The 16866-nt window shown below is 36.2% G+C and carries 17 protein-coding genes; 1 reads left to right on the forward strand and 16 read right to left on the reverse strand.

From position 1 onward, the window contains the following. Positions 1-5 precede the first annotated feature (5 nt). The 16 genes from ACY2RT_RS04975 to ACY2RT_RS05050 all read right to left on the reverse strand — a co-directional run bounded on the left by ACY2RT_RS04975 (position 6) and on the right by ACY2RT_RS05050 (position 16263). Positions 6-965: a cbb3-type cytochrome c oxidase N-terminal domain-containing protein gene (locus ACY2RT_RS04975; RefSeq protein ID WP_490154776.1), complete on the reverse strand. Its 960-nt coding sequence runs from the start codon at positions 963-965 to the stop codon at positions 6-8. Further along, complete coding sequence (locus ACY2RT_RS04980) at positions 962-1153, reverse strand: CcoQ/FixQ family Cbb3-type cytochrome c oxidase assembly chaperone (protein ID WP_490154777.1); 192 nt, start codon at positions 1151-1153, stop codon at positions 962-964. Before ACY2RT_RS04980 ends, ACY2RT_RS04975 begins: the two co-directional genes overlap by 4 nt. A gap of 2 nt (positions 1154-1155) precedes the next feature. Continuing rightward, positions 1156-3357: a cytochrome-c oxidase, cbb3-type subunit I gene (gene ccoN, locus ACY2RT_RS04985; protein WP_490154778.1), complete on the reverse strand. Its 2202-nt coding sequence runs from the start codon at positions 3355-3357 to the stop codon at positions 1156-1158. A gap of 5 nt (positions 3358-3362) precedes the next feature. Next, positions 3363-3575, reverse strand: coding sequence for a cbb3-type cytochrome oxidase assembly protein CcoS (gene ccoS / locus ACY2RT_RS04990; RefSeq protein ID WP_490154779.1), 213 nt, complete (start codon positions 3573-3575; stop codon positions 3363-3365). Between the two features lie 80 nt (positions 3576-3655). After that, the gene (locus tag ACY2RT_RS04995) at positions 3656-6079 is read right to left on the reverse strand and encodes a heavy metal translocating P-type ATPase (protein ID WP_490154780.1); all 2424 of its coding nucleotides are present in this window, start codon (positions 6077-6079) and stop codon (positions 3656-3658) included. Between the two features lie 74 nt (positions 6080-6153). Further along, a complete protein-coding gene (locus ACY2RT_RS05000) occupies positions 6154-7437 on the reverse strand; it encodes an acetyl-CoA hydrolase/transferase family protein (protein WP_490154930.1) in 1284 nt (427 codons plus the stop codon). A gap of 76 nt (positions 7438-7513) precedes the next feature. After that, positions 7514-8296, reverse strand: coding sequence for an ABC transporter permease (locus tag ACY2RT_RS05005; RefSeq protein WP_490154781.1), 783 nt, complete (start codon positions 8294-8296; stop codon positions 7514-7516). Further along, positions 8289-8999 carry an ABC transporter ATP-binding protein gene (locus ACY2RT_RS05010; protein WP_490154782.1) on the reverse strand — a complete coding sequence of 237 codons (711 nt, stop codon included), beginning with the start codon at positions 8997-8999 and terminating at the stop codon, positions 8289-8291. The genes ACY2RT_RS05005 and ACY2RT_RS05010 overlap by 8 nt, the downstream gene beginning before the upstream one ends. After that, positions 8992-10167: a nitrous oxide reductase family maturation protein NosD gene (locus tag ACY2RT_RS05015; protein WP_490154931.1), complete on the reverse strand. Its 1176-nt coding sequence runs from the start codon at positions 10165-10167 to the stop codon at positions 8992-8994. Before ACY2RT_RS05015 ends, ACY2RT_RS05010 begins: the two co-directional genes overlap by 8 nt. A 90-nt stretch (positions 10168-10257) precedes the next feature. Next, complete coding sequence (locus ACY2RT_RS05020) at positions 10258-11661, reverse strand: nitrous oxide reductase accessory protein NosL (RefSeq protein WP_490154783.1); 1404 nt, start codon at positions 11659-11661, stop codon at positions 10258-10260. A gap of 12 nt (positions 11662-11673) precedes the next feature. Further along, positions 11674-11967 (reverse strand): cupin domain-containing protein, encoded by a 294-nt coding sequence (locus ACY2RT_RS05025; protein ID WP_490154784.1) that lies wholly within the window; start codon positions 11965-11967, stop codon positions 11674-11676. A 2-nt stretch (positions 11968-11969) separates the two neighbouring features. Further along, complete coding sequence (locus ACY2RT_RS05030; protein WP_490154785.1) at positions 11970-12401, reverse strand: nitrous oxide reductase accessory protein NosL; 432 nt, start codon at positions 12399-12401, stop codon at positions 11970-11972. 10 nt (positions 12402-12411) lie between these two features. Further along, positions 12412-13005 (reverse strand): hypothetical protein, encoded by a 594-nt coding sequence (locus tag ACY2RT_RS05035; protein ID WP_490154786.1) that lies wholly within the window; start codon positions 13003-13005, stop codon positions 12412-12414. A gap of 102 nt (positions 13006-13107) precedes the next feature. Further along, positions 13108-15072: a Sec-dependent nitrous-oxide reductase gene (nosZ, locus tag ACY2RT_RS05040; RefSeq protein WP_490154787.1), complete on the reverse strand. Its 1965-nt coding sequence runs from the start codon at positions 15070-15072 to the stop codon at positions 13108-13110. 24 nt (positions 15073-15096) lie between these two features. Further along, complete coding sequence (locus ACY2RT_RS05045) at positions 15097-15669, reverse strand: fasciclin domain-containing protein (protein WP_490154788.1); 573 nt, start codon at positions 15667-15669, stop codon at positions 15097-15099. A gap of 93 nt (positions 15670-15762) precedes the next feature. After that, on the reverse strand, positions 15763-16263 hold the full coding sequence (locus ACY2RT_RS05050; protein WP_490154789.1) for a c-type cytochrome: 501 nt from the start codon (positions 16261-16263) through the stop codon (positions 15763-15765). A gap of 145 nt (positions 16264-16408) precedes the next feature. Here ACY2RT_RS05050 and ACY2RT_RS05055 point away from each other — a divergent pair, with 145 nt between their 5' ends. After that, a complete protein-coding gene (locus ACY2RT_RS05055) occupies positions 16409-16837 on the forward strand; it encodes an RrF2 family transcriptional regulator (RefSeq protein WP_490154790.1) in 429 nt (142 codons plus the stop codon). The last annotated feature ends 29 nt before the right edge of the window (positions 16838-16866 follow it).

A 16866-nucleotide genomic window follows, 5' to 3' on the forward strand; every position in this document is an offset into this window, starting at 1 on the left:
ATACTTTATTGATTCATGCTGATTTTAGCAGCAGTAGAATCTGTAACCTCTTCTTTTACCTCTTCAATAGTTTCACTTTCCGGAGCATCCGGGTCTACCCATATCTCACCTTCGGCTTCTTTAGGCTCTTCAGGTGTTGTTCCTTGGAACGTTAGCAAATAACTGGCAACTTGTGCCATTTCTGCCGGTTTTAAGTCATTCTTCCAGGACACCATTCCTTTTCCGTCCCGACCTCCTTCAGAAATTGTATTAAAAATATTTTTAATACCACCTCCCAAGATCCAATATTCATCTGTTAAATTGGGGCCTATTCCGCCACCGCCATCAGCTTTATGACATGCAATACAATTTACCTCATAAATTACTTTCCCTGCATTTAGGTCTGAAGCATCTGTAAGTAATTCAACTGTGTTTACATCAACCAGATCTTTAGCTGTTCTTTTGTATTCTTCAATGGCAGCTTTGGCTTCGGCAACTTCTATTTCATACTCCTCAGCTTGATTTACATCATCAAATACTTCATAACGAACCAGGTAAACTACAGCAAAAATAATTGTAATATAAAATCCATACACCCACCATGGTGGTAATTTATTGTCCAGCTCCTTTATACCATCATAATTATGATCGAGTATAATTTCACCTTCCTTTTCGATAGGCTTACTACCCAATAACTTTTTATATGCCTTTTTAAACCAACTAAAACGCTTCTCTTTTCTTGTCCCTTCAGCTTGTAAATAACGTTCTTGTGCTTCAGGAGCCAGTCCTCTAAAAAGAATACGTTTTAATGTTTCTGAAACTACTTCAATAGCAATAGCAAATAAAAATAGCATTGCTAATACGGCCCAAATAATGGGGTATTTTTCTATAGCCATTTGTTCTCCGGAATCTATGGTAAGCTCCAGCAGAAAAAATGCAAGGACCATAAATGCTATAACACGTAAATAGGATGCTCCTGTTCTCATAATAAATCTTCGTTTTGGTTGTTGTTTTCTAATGGAATGTTGCTTACTTCAGCAATGTGGTCTTTTTTAGCTGTAAATACCCACCAAAAAAGCACTACAAAAAAGATGAAGAATATCAATAACGATATAATAGGATAGACTTCCACTCCATCTATGTTTTCTAAATTTCCTTTGATAAATCGTAACATAATTATTCGTTTTTGGCTGAAGCATCAGCGTTATTCTCCACTTTAATATCTGTTCCAAGACGTTGCAAATAGGCAATAATAGCAACTACTTCACGGTTTTTCATTTCAATGAAATCCTCTCCGTTTTCCTGTGCATATTTTTTATCTGCTTCATATGTCTTTACAAAATCCGGGTCACTGTATAGGTTTTGTTCAATTTGTGTTCCCTGCTCGGTCATCCACTCTTGTGCCCGTGCTATTTCTTCTTCAGTATAAGGAACACCCAAACTAACCATAGTCTCCATTTTCTTTTCGGTCATAGACTTATCAAGCTCTCTAGTTATCAACCATTTATAAGATGGCATGATAGATCCTGATGAAGTACTTTGTGGGTCATAAAAGTGGTTTAAGTGCCAGTTATCAGTATATTTTCCACCAATACGGTGTAAATCTGGTCCGGTACGTTTACTTCCCCATAGGAATGGGTGGTCATATACATATTCTCCGGCTTTAGAATATTCGCCATAGCGTTCAACTTCACTTCTAAAAGGCCGAATCATTTGTGAGTGACAAGAAACACAACCTTCTCTAATATAGATATCACGTCCTTCCAATTCTAAAGGAGTGTAAGGTTTCACACTTGTAATAGCCGGAACATAATCATCCACCATTAATGACGGTATAATTTGTACCATTCCTCCTATTAGAATAGCTACCGTTGCATATAAGGTGAGTTTTACCGGTCTTCTTTCCAACCAGGTATGGTATCCTTCTTTTGAAGTACGTCTTTTCGTAACACGTTGTAATGGCGCAGCTTCAGCCAGTTCATCGGTTACTTTACTACCTTGTTGAACTGTTTTTACTATATTATACAGTAATATAAATGCTCCTATAATGTAAAGAGTTCCTCCTATAGCTCTCATCCAATACATAGGAATGATCTCACTTACTGTCTCCAGGAAGTTTCCATACATTAAAGTACCGTCCGGGTTAAATTGTTTCCACATAATGGCTTGTGTAAAACCTGCCACATACATGGGCAATGCATACATGATGATACCCAACGTACCAATCCAAAAATGAGCATTTGCCAGCTTGATGGACCACAATCTTGTTTTAAACAATTTTGGCACTAACCAATAGATCATACCAAAGGTTAAGAAACCATTCCATGCAAGTGCTCCTACGTGAACATGCGCAATAATCCAGTCACTAAAGTGTGCAATTGCGTTTACGTTTTTGAGGGAAAGCATTGGTCCTTCAAAAGTTGCCATACCATAACCGGTAATCGCAACCACCATAAATTTTAAAACAGGGTCTGTACGTACTTTATCCCAGGCTCCACGAAGGGTCAATAATCCGTTAATCATACCTCCCCAAGAGGGTGCAATTAACATTACCGAAAATGCAACACCTAAGTTTTGAGCCCAGTCCGGTAGAGCAGAATATAATAAATGGTGAGGTCCTGCCCAGATATAAATAAAGATCAAAGACCAGAAATGGACAATGGACAACCGATAAGAATATACAGGTCTGTTTGCAGCTTTAGGCACAAAATAGTACATCAGCCCCAGAAATGGAGTAGTTAAGAAAAACGCCACCGCATTGTGACCGTACCACCATTGTACCAATGCATCCTGAACACCGGCAAAAGCCGAATAACTTTTTAAAGCACTAACCGGAAGCTCCATACTATTTACAATATGCAGTACTGCAACCGTAACAAATGTTGCCAAGTAGAACCAGATTGCAACATATAAATGTCGTTGCCTTCTTTTGATCATGGTTCCAATTAAGTTAGCTCCAAAAACTACCCAGATAAGTGCAATTGCAATATCAAAGGGCCATTCTAGTTCGGCGTATTCTTTCGAAGTTGTATACCCTAATGGAAGAGTGATAGCAGCTCCCACAATTAATAATTGCCATCCCCAAAAATTGATATTACTTAAAAGGTCACTCCACATCCTCGCTTTTAGCAGGCGTTGTGTAGAATAATATACCCCGGCAAAAATTGCATTCCCCACAAAAGCGAATATAACTGCATTGGTATGCAATGGACGTAACCTTCCAAAGCTCAACCATGAAATTCCATCTGTGATGTTAGGGAATAAAAACATAAAGGCCAATAGCAGCCCGACGGCCATACCTACTATACCCCAAATAATGGTGGCCCAGACAAACTTTTTAACGATCTTGTTATCGTAATAAAACTGCTCTACTTCCATAGTGATTATTGTTTCTCTTGATTATTGATTGGTTTTTTTTCTGAAATTTCTTGTGATGAGGTACTGCTTTCTTTTACAAGTTCATCTTCAAAAAGCATACGTACCGAAGGTGTGTAAGTATCATCATACTGGCCTCTTTTTACTGAAAGAATAAATGCTGCAAAGAAAACTAAAGCCACAATGACACTTATTGTTAGTAATACATAAATAATGCTCATACCTACCTAAATTAAGGTGTAAAAATATTGCTGACAGGTTTTCTAAAATATGACATTAGTCAGCTTTTCTCTATTTAGTTTCATTTTAAATTCCTACTTAGATACTGTGTTGCCAGAGTTGTAAAAACAACGATACTTATCGAGCTCAACGGCATCAAAATAGCAGCTATCACAGGCTTTAAATGTCCGGTCACAGCAAAAGACAACCCAATTAAATTATAGGCCAGCGAAAGGATGAAGCTCCATTTAATCACTTTAATCCCTTTTTTAGAGAGTTTAAAAAACCGAATAAGATCTTTAAATCTTGAAGCATCAAAAATTCCATCACAAGCTGGTGAAAACACATTGATATTTTCTGAAATTGCAATTCCAACATTACTCTGTTTCAAGGCACCGGCATCATTCAAGCCATCCCCTACCATCATCACTGTTCTCTCTCTTTGCTGAAGAGATCTTATAAATTCAAGTTTGTCTTCCGGTTTCTGGTTAAAGTATAATTCTGTGTCCTCCGGAAGCAGTGCTTCCAATCGTTTTCTTTCCCCATCATTATCTCCCGAAAGTACAATTACCTCCCTGTCATCTCCCAGTTCTTCAAATAGAGTAGCAACCCCCTCACGGTATTCATTGTGAAAAATATAGCAACCCTTATATATATTATTACTACTTACATGAACTGTGGTCTTGATAAGGTTTTCTGAAAATTTATTTGTCGATGCAGTAGTTGAGTCTCCAACAAAAGCATAAGACCCGATCTTGATACTATTTTCATTAAGTTTTGCTGAAATTCCTTTTCCGGTCTCTTCTTCAAATTCATCTAATGTTTGAATATTATTCTTATCCAAAATAGCATACAAAGCTCTACTTAAAGGATGATTAGAAGATCGGAGTGTACTGGTTAATAATACTTTTTCTTCAGTAGAAAGAGCCACTCCTTCGTAGGTGATTATATTTTTTTTATTAGTGGTAAGCGTTCCTGTTTTATCAAAGACAACAGTATCTACTTTTGCTATTTGTTCAATAACCGAGGCTTCTTTTAAATACAGTTTATTTCTTCCAAAAATACGTAGCAAATTACCCAGTGTAAAGGGTGAGGCCAATGCAATGGCACAAGGACATGCCACAATAAGCACGGCAGTAAAAACATTAAAAGCTTTAGTGGGGTCATATACCAACCAAAATAATGTAGCAATAAAAGCAATGGAAAGTACAGCAATGGTAAATCGCTTGCTAATACTATCGGTCAATGATTGAAAGATATTTGGTTTTTCTTTGCTAAAAACCTCATTGCTCCAAAGTTGAGTTAAATAACTTTGCGCCACAGGTTTTAGTACTTCCACTTCAAGCACACCTGCTTGTTGCTTTCCTCCAGCAAAGAGCTTATCACCGCTTTTTTTAATAACCGGTTCAGCTTCACCGGTAACAAAACTGTAATCTATAAGCGCATTCCCTTTAATGAGAATTGCATCAACAGGAATTAACTCATTATTACGAATAAGCAATCTATCTCCTTTTTTTATCTTAAAGACCTCAGCTTGTTCTTCAGTTATTTTTTCTTCGGAATAACGAATTAAGCGGGTGACTGCAATTGGAAAATACGATTTGTAATCTCGCTCAAATGATAAGAATGCATAGGTTTTTTGCTGAAAAAATTTCCCGAGTAGCAAAAAGAAGATCAATCCCGTAAGGCTATCAAAAAAACCTGTCCCCCAGTCAAAAACAATATCGATTGTACTTCGTATAAACAATACAGCAATTCCAATGGCTATTGGGACATCGATATTTAAAATACCGCTTCGCAAGCCCTTGTAAGCCGAAGTAAAATAATCACGTCCGGAGTAGAACACTACCGGTAAGGAAAATGTGAACATCAACCAACGAAATACAGATTTAAACTGATCAAGCCAAAATTCCTGGCCTCCTGTTTCGTTTACAGGTAAGTCAAAATATTCCGGAAAGGAAAGGAACATTACATTTCCAAAAGCAAAACCGGCAACACCTAATTTATAGATAAGACTCCTGTTGTAATTTTTTTTCTTCTTTTTTGAATCTTCCAGTGAAATGTATGGTTCGTAGCCTATTCTACTTAAAAGAATCACTAGTTCTTTTAAAGAAATCTCTTCGCCGGAAAATGTTATTCTAACGGTCTTTTCGGGAAAATTAACTTGTGAAGTTTTTACAGCCAGGTTCAATTTATTGAGATTCTCCAGCACCCAAATACAGGAACTACAATGTATAGAAGGAATTAAAAAAGAGACGATACGGGTGGCTTGATCATTAAATTCCAGCAGTTTTTCAACAATGGAAGTATTATCGAGAAAGTCAAATTTTCCGGCAATATTTACCGGTGTGATCCCTGGGTTTTGTTCTAAGGTATAATAATAGCCCAAGTCGTTATCATGTAGAATATCGAAAACCGTCTTACAACCATTACAACAAAAGGATTTTTCTTTATGTTCAATTATAGTCTCTAAGCAGTCGTCTCCGCAATGAAAACACTTTGCCATACAATTTAATTTGCTCATTATACCTTTGGCAAAGGTTGAAATTGTGTTCTGTTTAAAATATGATAAATATCAGTTTACGCCTTTTTAAACCGTTTGAATGCTTCCTCTTCCAGTACAGCTCTATGATCGGGATGCGCAATGGAAATGAGTTCTTTGGCTCGTTGTTCTAAGCTTTTTCCGAATAAGTTTACCACACCATATTCGGTCACAACATAATGTACATGTGCTCTGGTAGTAGTTACACTTGCACCTTGTTTTAAAAAAGGAGTGATCTTAGAAATGCCTTTTGTAGTAACAGAGGGCATCGCTATAATGGGTTTGCCATTTTCAGAAAGGGAAGCACCACGAATAAAGTCCATCTGGCCCCCAACTCCCGAATACTGATAGGCGCCTATAGAGTCTGCACAGACCTGCCCAGTTAGGTCGATTTCAATAGCACTGTTTATAGCAGTTACTTTAGGGTTTTGTCTAATGATTGCAGTATCGTTGGTATAGCCGGCCTCTTTGAAATGTACGATTGGGTTATCGTCCACAAAATCATATAATTCTTTGGTTCCCATTGCAAAACAGGTCACAATTTTACCGGTTTTAATTTCTTTTTCTTCACCGGTAATAATGCCTTGTTCTACTAATGGTAAAAGGCCATCACTGAACATTTCGGTGTGGATACCCAAGCGTTTATGGTTTGTTAGGTTGCTAAGAACTGCATTTGGGATATTTCCAATTCCCATTTGTAATGTAGCACCATCCTCAACCAATCCCGCAACGTTTTTCCCAATTGTAGATTCAATTTGAGAAGGTACTCCTAAAGGAGATTCATGAATAGGTTTATCTACTTCTACTGCATAATCAATACGGCCAATGTGAATAATCCCATCACCATGCGTTCTTGGTACTTGAGGGTTTATTAATGCAACAACTGTTTTTGCTGTTTGTATTGCGGGTAGTGTAATATCTACTGAAACACCTAAAGAACAATAGCCGTGTTTATCTGGTGGAGAAACTTGTATAAATGCTACATCCAGAGGAATAATATTTCTTCTGAAAAGCCAGTGAATCTCACTTAAAAAAACCGGAATATAATCTCCTCTGTTTGTATCTACTCCTGCTCTCACATTATTGCCAACAAAACAACTATATAGCCTAAATGAATTTGAATAAGGAAGCTTTGTATACTTTGCTTCTCCATTGGTATGTATTTCAAATATTTCTACATTACTTAAATCTTCATAGCGTTCGCATAAAGTATCTATTAATAAATTAGGAGTCATGGATGCTCCTTGAAAAAAAACACGGTCATTGGACTTTACAACTGATACGGCTTCTGATGCTGAAACAATTTTTAATCCTGGATTCATAACTACATTCATTGTAAGTTTATTTGTGGCAAAGGTTCGGCTTAATCCATTTTAATCATATGACAATAATCATATATTAAAAATCCTTTTTACCAGCTTTTATTTTAATAAGTAGTGTCGGGATCAAGACCCAAAGTAAGAGCATTGCCGAAGATACTATGATTCCAAAATTAGTTCCAAAGAATTTCTGGAACAGTGCTCCTGTATAACCCAGTAATGCTGAAATATCAAGTTTCAATAAAATTAAAACCCGGGAGAGGTCTATTGGGTTCGCCATCGTACCTACCAATGAAAAAGTATCTAAAGGATACTCTTCAAAAGCTATTAAAGACATTAAAAAAATACCGTCATAAATTACAGCCATAAAGAGCCAAAGTAGAATAGCATATCCAAAGCCTTTAATTTTATTTTCGTTATAAAGTGCAATATTGAAAGCCAGTGCTGTAAAAATGAGTGTTAAAAAAGTCCCGGTAATAAGCAAAAGGGAAAAGTCCCATATTGCTGAAGATTTAAAAATTCCATAGAAGAGAAAAGGGACTCCCAGACCAATAATAAGACTCATAGAAAGCGACAAGGCTACTCCCAGATATTGTCCTAAAAAAATAGAAGACCGTTTAACAGGTTGTGCTAAAAGGAGCTCTGTAAATTCTTTTGAATTATAATAGTACATCACACCAAAAATGGTACCTATGAGCGGTACTAAAATAATAATGACGTTCATTAAAGTAATAACTGCTTTGGAGAGGTCATTATTGAGGAACAGCAAAACGATCCCCAGTAATAGATAGAACGCAAAGTAGACATAACTCCATCTGCTTCGCAATAAGTCGTAACAACTATATTTTAGGATCTTAATCATAACTATTAGATAAAATGGATGCTATGGCATGTTCGAAATCGGGTTGCCCTGTTTTGGATTTTAATTCTAAAATACTTCCTTTAAAATAGATCTTTCCTTCCAGCAGAAAAACAATATTGTTGGTAACTTCTTCTACAAAACTCATAATGTGTGAAGTTATTAAAATGGTTTTCCCCTTTTCTTTTTCTGCCGTTATCAATTCTTTTAACCTAATTAATGAAATTGGGTCTAAGCCAGATGTTGGCTCGTCCAGAATAATAAGAGGACTATCAAACATAAAAGCAAGTACAATGTTTACTTTTTGCTTTGTACCACCAGAGAGATTACCCAGCTTTTTGGTTAAAAACGGTTCCAATTTAAAGAGTTCAATAAGCCTTTCATCATCTGCAGACTTATTAGCCCTAAGGTCTTTGATCATTCGCATCAATTCCTTTACGGTAAGGTTTGCCGGAAAGTTTGCTATTTGCGGTAGGTAGTCAATTTTATTACGGTATTTCCAATCCTTTTTAATTTCTTTTCCTTCGATCTCTATAGTACCGGAATTGGGAATTACCATTCCTAAAATACTTTTTATCAAGGTTGTCTTTCCAGAGCCGTTAGGCCCTAAAATGGCAAATATTCCACCTTGTTCAATTTCCAGATCAACGCCCTTTAGCACATGGTTCTTACCAAATTTTTTATGTAAATCCCTGAGACTAATCATGAGTTATCATTTTCATTTTTGGTTTTCCGTCCAACAAGTTATCAGGTGTAAAGACCGGTGAAACTTTTTCGGAAAAATCGATAATATCTATAAATAAGCTTCTCAATAGAATTATGGCTTCCGGAGTACGGTTCACCACATACGAAAACAATTTTACCGGACGATATGGAATATCTCCCACACCATCTTTATCCAGATCGTAACCTGTGTAATTACTCCAATAATTACTTTCAAATTTATTATCGTTAAGTTTACTGTTATATGCCAGATCAAAAGAATTATACATAAAATTATTGTTTATAAAATGATTGGCATAACATGCTCCACGTGATTTTATGGCCCATCCATTGTTTATGAAATCGTTATTCTTATAATTGATGCGGTTAGAGCCTTCTATGTTGATGCCAATTGTATTGCTTTCAAAAACGTTCCCAATTATTTCAGAATCATTGATCTCTTTCAGTAAAACTCCAAATGAAGCCGAACCCCAATTATCTTTAAAGATATTGTGATACATTTCTATCTTTTTTGAAAACATTACTGCTACTCCAGCACCATTGTTCTGAAATGTATTCCTTTCGTACAAATCGTCATTCGAAAACATAAAATGAAGTCCGTAGCGAATATTATGTGAGCTTATATTATTAGTAATCTTACAGAAATTTGAAAACTCCAAATAGATTCCATCACGTACATGGGTCACTATATTTTTATCGACTTCAATATTTTGACTGTACCATAATTGAATGCCATTACCCGAATTATATTCTTCTTCCGCATCACCGATTATCTTGTTATGGTATACCCTTCCGTCGCTTGCTTTTTCAAGGTAAATTCCGAAGAAAAGTTTTTCCAAAACCAAATTCTGAATCAAAAAATTCTTACTTCTGGTCACCCGTACAGCAGCATAATCCTCAGTATAACTGGTTCCTACATTTATAATGAACAATCCATCTAAGGTTACATTATCTGCAATGACCTTTATTATTTCACCTTTAAATTCGCCATCAATAACAGGGAAATCCTCTCCAAGTATTGTAAGAGGTTTATCAACAATTATATTAAATTCTTTATAAGTGCCTTTTTTAATAAGCAGTGTATCGTGATCTTCTGCCTGGAGTATTCCTTCCTTAATTGAGCTTATATCACAACTTTTACATACCTCCATAACCTGCGAATCAACAGTTGTGCTCAACAAAAATACAATCAAGAAGATACTATGTAGGCGGAAAATTTTCAAATTATCTATTTACGTTTATTACAATACTTCGTACTTAACACCTAAATTTAGTGAAAAGTCTTCATCCATCTGGATTCCATTATAGTTTTCATATACAGGTATCCCTGCTTCAATTCCAAATCGGATTTTTTTCAAGCCCGATGATTCCGGAAATGATATATTCATCCCCAAAAAGGATTTTAGCTTGTCACTACCATAATTATCTGTATTTGCAGTTGTAACCATCATTGGGTTCAACTGAAGGTCCATACCTTCTATTTTGTCCTCGATCACTCCAAGTAATCGTGCAGAAAAACTAAAGTTATGTGACACACTATAAGCACCCCAAACATTTAATTGATATTGGTTCCCAAAACGATAGTCCTGACCATTCTCTCCTATTCTGAAAGTTCCCAGAAACTGTGTCCCCCAAGATGTATTTTGATACATTTCCTTATAGGTTCCTCCTAATGTAATATCAAAAGTTCCACTTCCCAGCTGCATAGCGTAAGGTAATTTTGCATTTTCCATCATTGGTGTGTCGTCTCTTTGCTCTATATCGCCTACAGGAATGTTAAGTCCTCCGTTTAAATGAAGAGAGGACTTTTGGTTATCAAAAATCCCATATAAAGCGTTCACCTTTAAGTCCCCCAAGCCTGAACTATTGGTTGAAAAATCCCGGAACATTACCATTTCATTCATCATCATCCGGGCGGTCAGATCCATATTCTTTGAAACGATGTTTTGCATTGCCATTAAAGTGAGTTTATCCGTTGGTGCATACATGATCCCGATCATGTACATATTCATAACCATTTCTTGCGGTGCTACCATGAAGCTATTGAATATTGCATCATTATTTATATCATCTGTACCAGATCTGTTTCCATCCATTGCCATATTCATATAACGAAAAGAAAGCATTAGTCCTCCTTTTGGGTGTAAATGATCCCCCATAACTCCAATGGGTGCATGTGAATCCGACCTATAATGATTTGCGTGATTATGATGGTCTATAACTCCAAACTTAGGGTTCTTAAAAGCTGCGACCAATTCGGTCCAGTTATACACCTCATCATCTTTTAAAGATTTCTTTGCCAGCACTTCTTTTTTTGTTTTAAAGGCTGAAAGATTTGCTCCCATAGGGCTGGGGATTGCCTTACTTATTAAATAATATGCCTTTTTTGCATCGATCATTTCTCCGGTATTATAATCGCTTACCTTAAGTGAAGAAAAATCATCCGTATTTTCATTTTTAAGATAATTGACAAGACATTCTATTGAACCAAAATAAAGTACATCCTTCTTATTTTCTGCAGTTGCCCGGTGGAGTTCATCTTGCATATTCATATTACAATGTACACATTGCTTCCCTTTTTGTGCCATGGTATTGCTAAAAATTAGGCATAGAAAGAGTGTAAAAAGTATTAAAATACGTTTCATAACAGTTGACTTTTATCTGATGATTAAAAATTTTGAATTTTCTCTAGCAAAGACTTTATGCTTTTTTTCGGCAGGAAATGTAAAGGTTTGGTGCTTTTGTAATGAGTAATCTTTATTGTTTATAGTAAAACTGATGTCACCTTCCAATAGTACCAATAAAGTATCTCTTGGAGAAGTATGTTCGGGAAAAGTATGTGCTTTCTCCAAAACAATTAATAATGTTTCACATCCGTCTTTAGAAGCTAGTTTATCAACTTTCAGGCCTTTGAATTTGCTGGCTTTTATTGTATTCCCTATTTGATACATAACTATTTATTGTTTAGGTGGCTTAATAATTCTTCCCAGGTAAACAACTCCCCACCTTTTTCTTCTTGTAATGAAATGGCATCTTCTCTTGAAGCTAAAGCCGAGAGGTTTGCTTTCATTGGGCTGGGAATATTAGGTGAAATAATGAATGTGGCTTTTTCTGCATCGACCAATGATTCCGGGGTATTATAATCTGTAACCAAATAAATAGCTACTGGTGTTGTGATTTCAGCAAGATGATGGACCATGCATTCTGCTGCATCAAATTTATACACTTTACCTTTATCCGTAACCAATTGTGCTGCGTGTTGCCTGTCTACAATTGTCATACTACAATAATGACAAGTGTCTTCACCGTAATTTATTTCCTGTGGTTTTATATTACACGAAATAAAGAGCATTGAAAAAATAAAAAGAGTGATTAGCTTTTTCATGGTTTCTATTTTAATTTGTAGCTCTTTTTTCTTTTCTTCCTATGAAGAAGGCCAAAAGAGATAGCCCCATTCCCCCTGCCATCAGGTATGCTCCCAATTGTGGGTAGGAGTGCGCTGTAAAGTTTAAAATGTCCTTTGAACCAAATAAAGGAGGCTGAAACCCCATAATACTACCATCCGGATTGGTAAATTTCATAATGGCTTTTGGATCCAGATTATGACCATAATCATACTCCCATAAGTAAAAATCATATATTCCTGCTGCAGCTAATACTGCCATTATAATAAACCATACCAAGAACCATTTATAACCTGCTTTTATTCCTATTAAAAGCCCCAGAATTGACATCGCTATAATTACTATGGGAAAAATTTTAAACTCAGGAATGCTTTCCGGAATGTATTTCATCCCTACGTAATGATTCATTAAGTTGATATTTTTAATATCGTGTGGATGTGTATCTGCAAAATCATTGATATAAATATCCATCCCAAGTGGAATAGGATATTGTGGAGCTTCCAAAGTAATATTCCAAAGAGGAAAAACAAACAACCCTAAAATTAGTAAGGCTCCTAAACTCATTATGATGCGTGACTTTTTCATGATAATTATGCTTTAATTAAAGACGGGAGTAGTCGATAACTCCCGTCTTTTGTGGAAATACTACTAATCACTACTCTACGGTATTTCCAATATTAAAAAATATTAATCTTCTCCTAACGACCAGCTAAGCTCTATATTAGACGACGCTGGAGAAACTCTTACATATCCCTGCATTTCCTGGTGTAATGCTGAACAGAAATCTGTACAATAGAATGGCCATACACCAACCTGCTTTGGTTCCCAGACAAATGTTTCAGTTTGTCCGGGCATAATCAATAATTCTGAGGTATTTGCACCTATTATACTCACACCGTGAGGTACATCGTAATCCTGTTCCAGATTAGTAACGTGGAAATACACTTTATCTCCTACTTTAATACCTTCAATATTATCCGGGTTAAAGTGGCTGCGGATCATGGACATATAAATATGTACTTCTTTTCCGTTTCGTTCTACTCTGGCATCTGCTTCTGTTTTTATAGCATACTTATGTTTGTTCTCTTCAAGTTTGAAGATCTTTTTGGAATTCTTCATTACAATATCCGCTCTAATTCCAGCAGCATAATGGGGTTCTCCCACTGTTGGAAAATCTAATAACAGTTCCATTTTATCGCCTGAGATATCATATAGCTGAGCCGATTGTGTTACTTCAGGGCCTGTAGGTAAATAACGGTCCTTTGTAATCTTATTCATCGCCAATACATAATCTCCGAAAGGTTCTCTTGAATTACCACCAGGAATCATTAAGTGACCTACAGAATAATAACATGGCTGTCTGTCCACTACTTCCCAAGTACCTAATTTCCATTTTACAACTTCTGAAGAAATAAAGAAGGTAGTATACCCGTTTCCTTTTCCGTCAAATTCTGTATGCAAAGGCCCTAATCCTGCTTGTTCTACAACACCGGCCAACACGTCTTCAAATTTTAAGATAGGAATCCCGTACGCATCGCCATCAAAGTTTTCGGCTTCAATTGCTGCAAGCATTTTGGTAAATGAATGAATTGTTAAGTTAGCTGAAAGTTTTCCATTCCCAACAATATATTCTCCGGAAGGATCAACATCACAGCCGTGAGGTGATTTAGGTGTTGGTAACAGATATACCAATCCCGGTAACTCTGATGCGTCCAACATCAATACTTCTTTTTTCATTGTTGAAGTAGCAGTATGTGTTTCTTCATCATACACATTATGTGCATAGTTGGCAGGCATTTTTTTCCCTCTTCCTTCCTTAATATACTCTTCTGCTTTCTTCCAATTTACAGCAGCGATAAAATCTTTATCATTCTGGGAAGCGTTTACTTCAAGAAGTGTGCTGGCTTCTTCAGAATTATATGTAGAGAAGAAGAACCATCCATGAGAGGCACCTCTACCCGGGTGAGCGAGGTCATAATCAAAACCTGGCATCATGATCTGAAAACTCAGGTCCATCCCACCGTCTTCCGGGTCAACACTTATAAAGGATAAAGAACCCTTAAAGTTTCCTTTATACTCCTTTATAGGCATATCCCTTTGTGGAATTGGCACTGAGAAACGCGTACCTGCAACTACATACTCTGTATTTTCAGTAACAAAAGAAGAACTGTGATTTCCTGCACTATTAGGAATCTCAATAATCTCTGTTGTTTCGAATGTAGTAAGGTCGATTTTTGCAATACGCGGCGTATTATTACCATTTATAAATACCCATCTTCCATCTACTACCCCATTGGTTTGTGAAATATCCGGGTGGTGAGAATCATCCCAAGGCACAAAACCGTGAGAGGTATTTAACATAGGCTTGGTTTCTTCGTTATAGCCCCAGGCCTTTTCGGCATCCTGTGAAAATACCGGAATCACTTTAAACAATCTTCCTGATGGTAAACCGTACACAGATAATTGCCCACTAAATCCACCTGAAATAAAAGCATAATACTCGTCATATTCTCCAGGAGCAACATATACTTTTTCGGCAGCATTAGAACCAAGTGCCCCTTTGCTTTGTTTACTGGAAGACTCACTATTGTTACAACTCATCAATCCAATGAGGACTAAGAGTGATAACATAAAATTTAATTGTTTTTTCATGGTTATATTTATTAAGTTGTTTTTTTAATTTTCAGGTAAGATCACTTTATCAACTACGTGAACAATACCATTACCTGCAGGAACACTTCCCAATATCTTGGCACCACCTACATATACATCGTCACCATCTACTTCTACAGTAATGTTTTCATTACTTGCCTGTCCCAATGTTTTAAACTTCTTTAAAAAGTCTTTGCTATAATTTCCGGGAGTTACATGGTGCTTCAGTATAAAAGCCAGTTGTTCTTTGTTTTCCGGTTTTAGCAAATTTTCCACAGTACCTTCCGGAAGTGCTTCAAATGCTGCATTTGTAGGACCAAAGACCATTAAAGGGCCGGCATTTACCAATGCGTTCTCCAATTCGGCTGCTTGTACAGCCGCTACCAAAGTAGTGTGATCTTTAGAGCCAATTGCTATGTGCAAAACTGTTGGTTTGGCTTCATCGTCTTTAAGAAAAGCTTGTCCTTGTTTTTCAGAAGAAGTAGCTTCTTGTACAGTGTCTTCAGATGCAGTTGCTGCATCATTTTTTGTTTCAGATTTACAACTACTAAAGAGTATTAATAATGAAACAAATAGTAGTTTGATCATTGTTTTCATAATTTTGCTTTTTTAGCCATCAACAATTATATATTTATAATGTTGTAGTGGCAATTTTGGTTAATTAAAGTGAACACAAATAGGTATCATTCTTTATAGAGTTCTGAAATATTCCAGAATACTTCGTGCTTCGGGCTCAGTAAGACTTTGATTTGCCATAGGCGAACCATTATATTCTATTAAAAGCTGCTTGGCAACTGGATCGTTCTTTACCATTCCTTCAGGATCCAAGATCATATTCATAACCCATTCCGGGGAACGTCTCTCCAAAACACCTACGGGAGCAGGGCCAATGAATTTTTTCGTTGGCTTGTGACAAGCAGAACATTTTGTTCTAAATAACTCCTCCCCTTCTGCTGCCATAGCTTGATCTATGGTTTCGGGTAGTTCCAGATTTTTTACAGGGCCAACTCCTTTGTTAGAAAGGTCAATTGTTTCTGTATTAGTAGTAGTGCTCTCTGAAGTTTTTTTGGTTTCAGCTTTTTTATAGCTGCCAATTTTAACTTGCTCTTTTTCTTTTTTTTCATCTTTGCCGCCACAACTAATAAGTAATGCAACAAATATGAGAGCCAGCGTTTTAATTAAATATTTCATAGTGTAATTGATTAATATTTTCTAGGTCAAAAATACCAGTGAAAGAGCTCATAAAATATGATAATTATCATAAAAAGATTTTTTTATCTTTTATTATAAATAATTGAATGTATATTTGATGTGTTAAAAAAAAAGCTAGTAAAAAATGTTATCAAATTCTTCAAAATATGCTATTAAAGCTTTGGCATATATTGTAACGGCTTCTTCAGAAGAACATAAATTACTTGTAAAGAATATTGCTGAAGAGACTGATGTCCCAAAACCTTTTTTATCTAAGATCTTACAACAATTGTCTACCAAAAAATACTTGTCCTCTACGAAAGGCCCCAATGGGGGCTTTTTTGTAACCGAAGAACAATTGAAGAACTCTGTATTAGATATCATTATCGAAATTGAAGGGAAAGACAGATTACAGCTATGCGCTCTGAATTTTGAGAACTGCGATGCGGAAAACCCTTGCCCAATTCACAATTTTATTGCACCTGCAAAGGAGGCCCTCAGAAAAAGTTTTGAGACTATTACGCTGGAAGATCTTAAAGGAAAAGGAACTCTTGAAAATTTTGATATGACATAAATCATAGTTATACAAAGCCGTTCCATCTA

The organism is Ulvibacter sp. 2210JD10-4 (assembly GCF_058148525.1).

Coding starts and splice junctions, on each gene's coding strand:
- nosZ (WP_490154787.1), bottom strand. CDS start 15,072: ATGAAAAAACAATTAAATTTTATGTTATCACTCTTAGTCCTCATTGGA.
- ccoS (WP_490154779.1), bottom strand. CDS start 3,575: ATGAGCATTATTTATGTATTACTAACAATAAGTGTCATTGTGGCTTTA.
- ACY2RT_RS04980 (WP_490154777.1), bottom strand. CDS start 1,153: ATGTTACGATTTATCAAAGGAAATTTAGAAAACATAGATGGAGTGGAA.
- ACY2RT_RS05055 (WP_490154790.1), top strand. CDS start 16,409: ATGTTATCAAATTCTTCAAAATATGCTATTAAAGCTTTGGCATATATT.
- ACY2RT_RS05045 (WP_490154788.1), bottom strand. CDS start 15,669: ATGAAAACAATGATCAAACTACTATTTGTTTCATTATTAATACTCTTT.
- ACY2RT_RS04975 (WP_490154776.1), bottom strand. CDS start 965: ATGAGAACAGGAGCATCCTATTTACGTGTTATAGCATTTATGGTCCTT.
- ACY2RT_RS05025 (WP_490154784.1), bottom strand. CDS start 11,967: ATGTATCAAATAGGGAATACAATAAAAGCCAGCAAATTCAAAGGCCTG.
- ACY2RT_RS05020 (WP_490154783.1), bottom strand. CDS start 11,661: ATGAAACGTATTTTAATACTTTTTACACTCTTTCTATGCCTAATTTTT.
- ACY2RT_RS05030 (WP_490154785.1), bottom strand. CDS start 12,401: ATGAAAAAGCTAATCACTCTTTTTATTTTTTCAATGCTCTTTATTTCG.
- ACY2RT_RS04995 (WP_490154780.1), bottom strand. CDS start 6,079: ATGGCAAAGTGTTTTCATTGCGGAGACGACTGCTTAGAGACTATAATT.
- ACY2RT_RS05035 (WP_490154786.1), bottom strand. CDS start 13,005: ATGAAAAAGTCACGCATCATAATGAGTTTAGGAGCCTTACTAATTTTA.
- ccoN (WP_490154778.1), bottom strand. CDS start 3,357: ATGGAAGTAGAGCAGTTTTATTACGATAACAAGATCGTTAAAAAGTTT.
- ACY2RT_RS05050 (WP_490154789.1), bottom strand. CDS start 16,263: ATGAAATATTTAATTAAAACGCTGGCTCTCATATTTGTTGCATTACTT.
- ACY2RT_RS05010 (WP_490154782.1), bottom strand. CDS start 8,999: ATGATTAGTCTCAGGGATTTACATAAAAAATTTGGTAAGAACCATGTG.
- ACY2RT_RS05005 (WP_490154781.1), bottom strand. CDS start 8,296: ATGATTAAGATCCTAAAATATAGTTGTTACGACTTATTGCGAAGCAGA.
- ACY2RT_RS05015 (WP_490154931.1), bottom strand. CDS start 10,167: ATGGAGGTATGTAAAAGTTGTGATATAAGCTCAATTAAGGAAGGAATA.
- ACY2RT_RS05000 (WP_490154930.1), bottom strand. CDS start 7,437: ATGAATCCAGGATTAAAAATTGTTTCAGCATCAGAAGCCGTATCAGTT.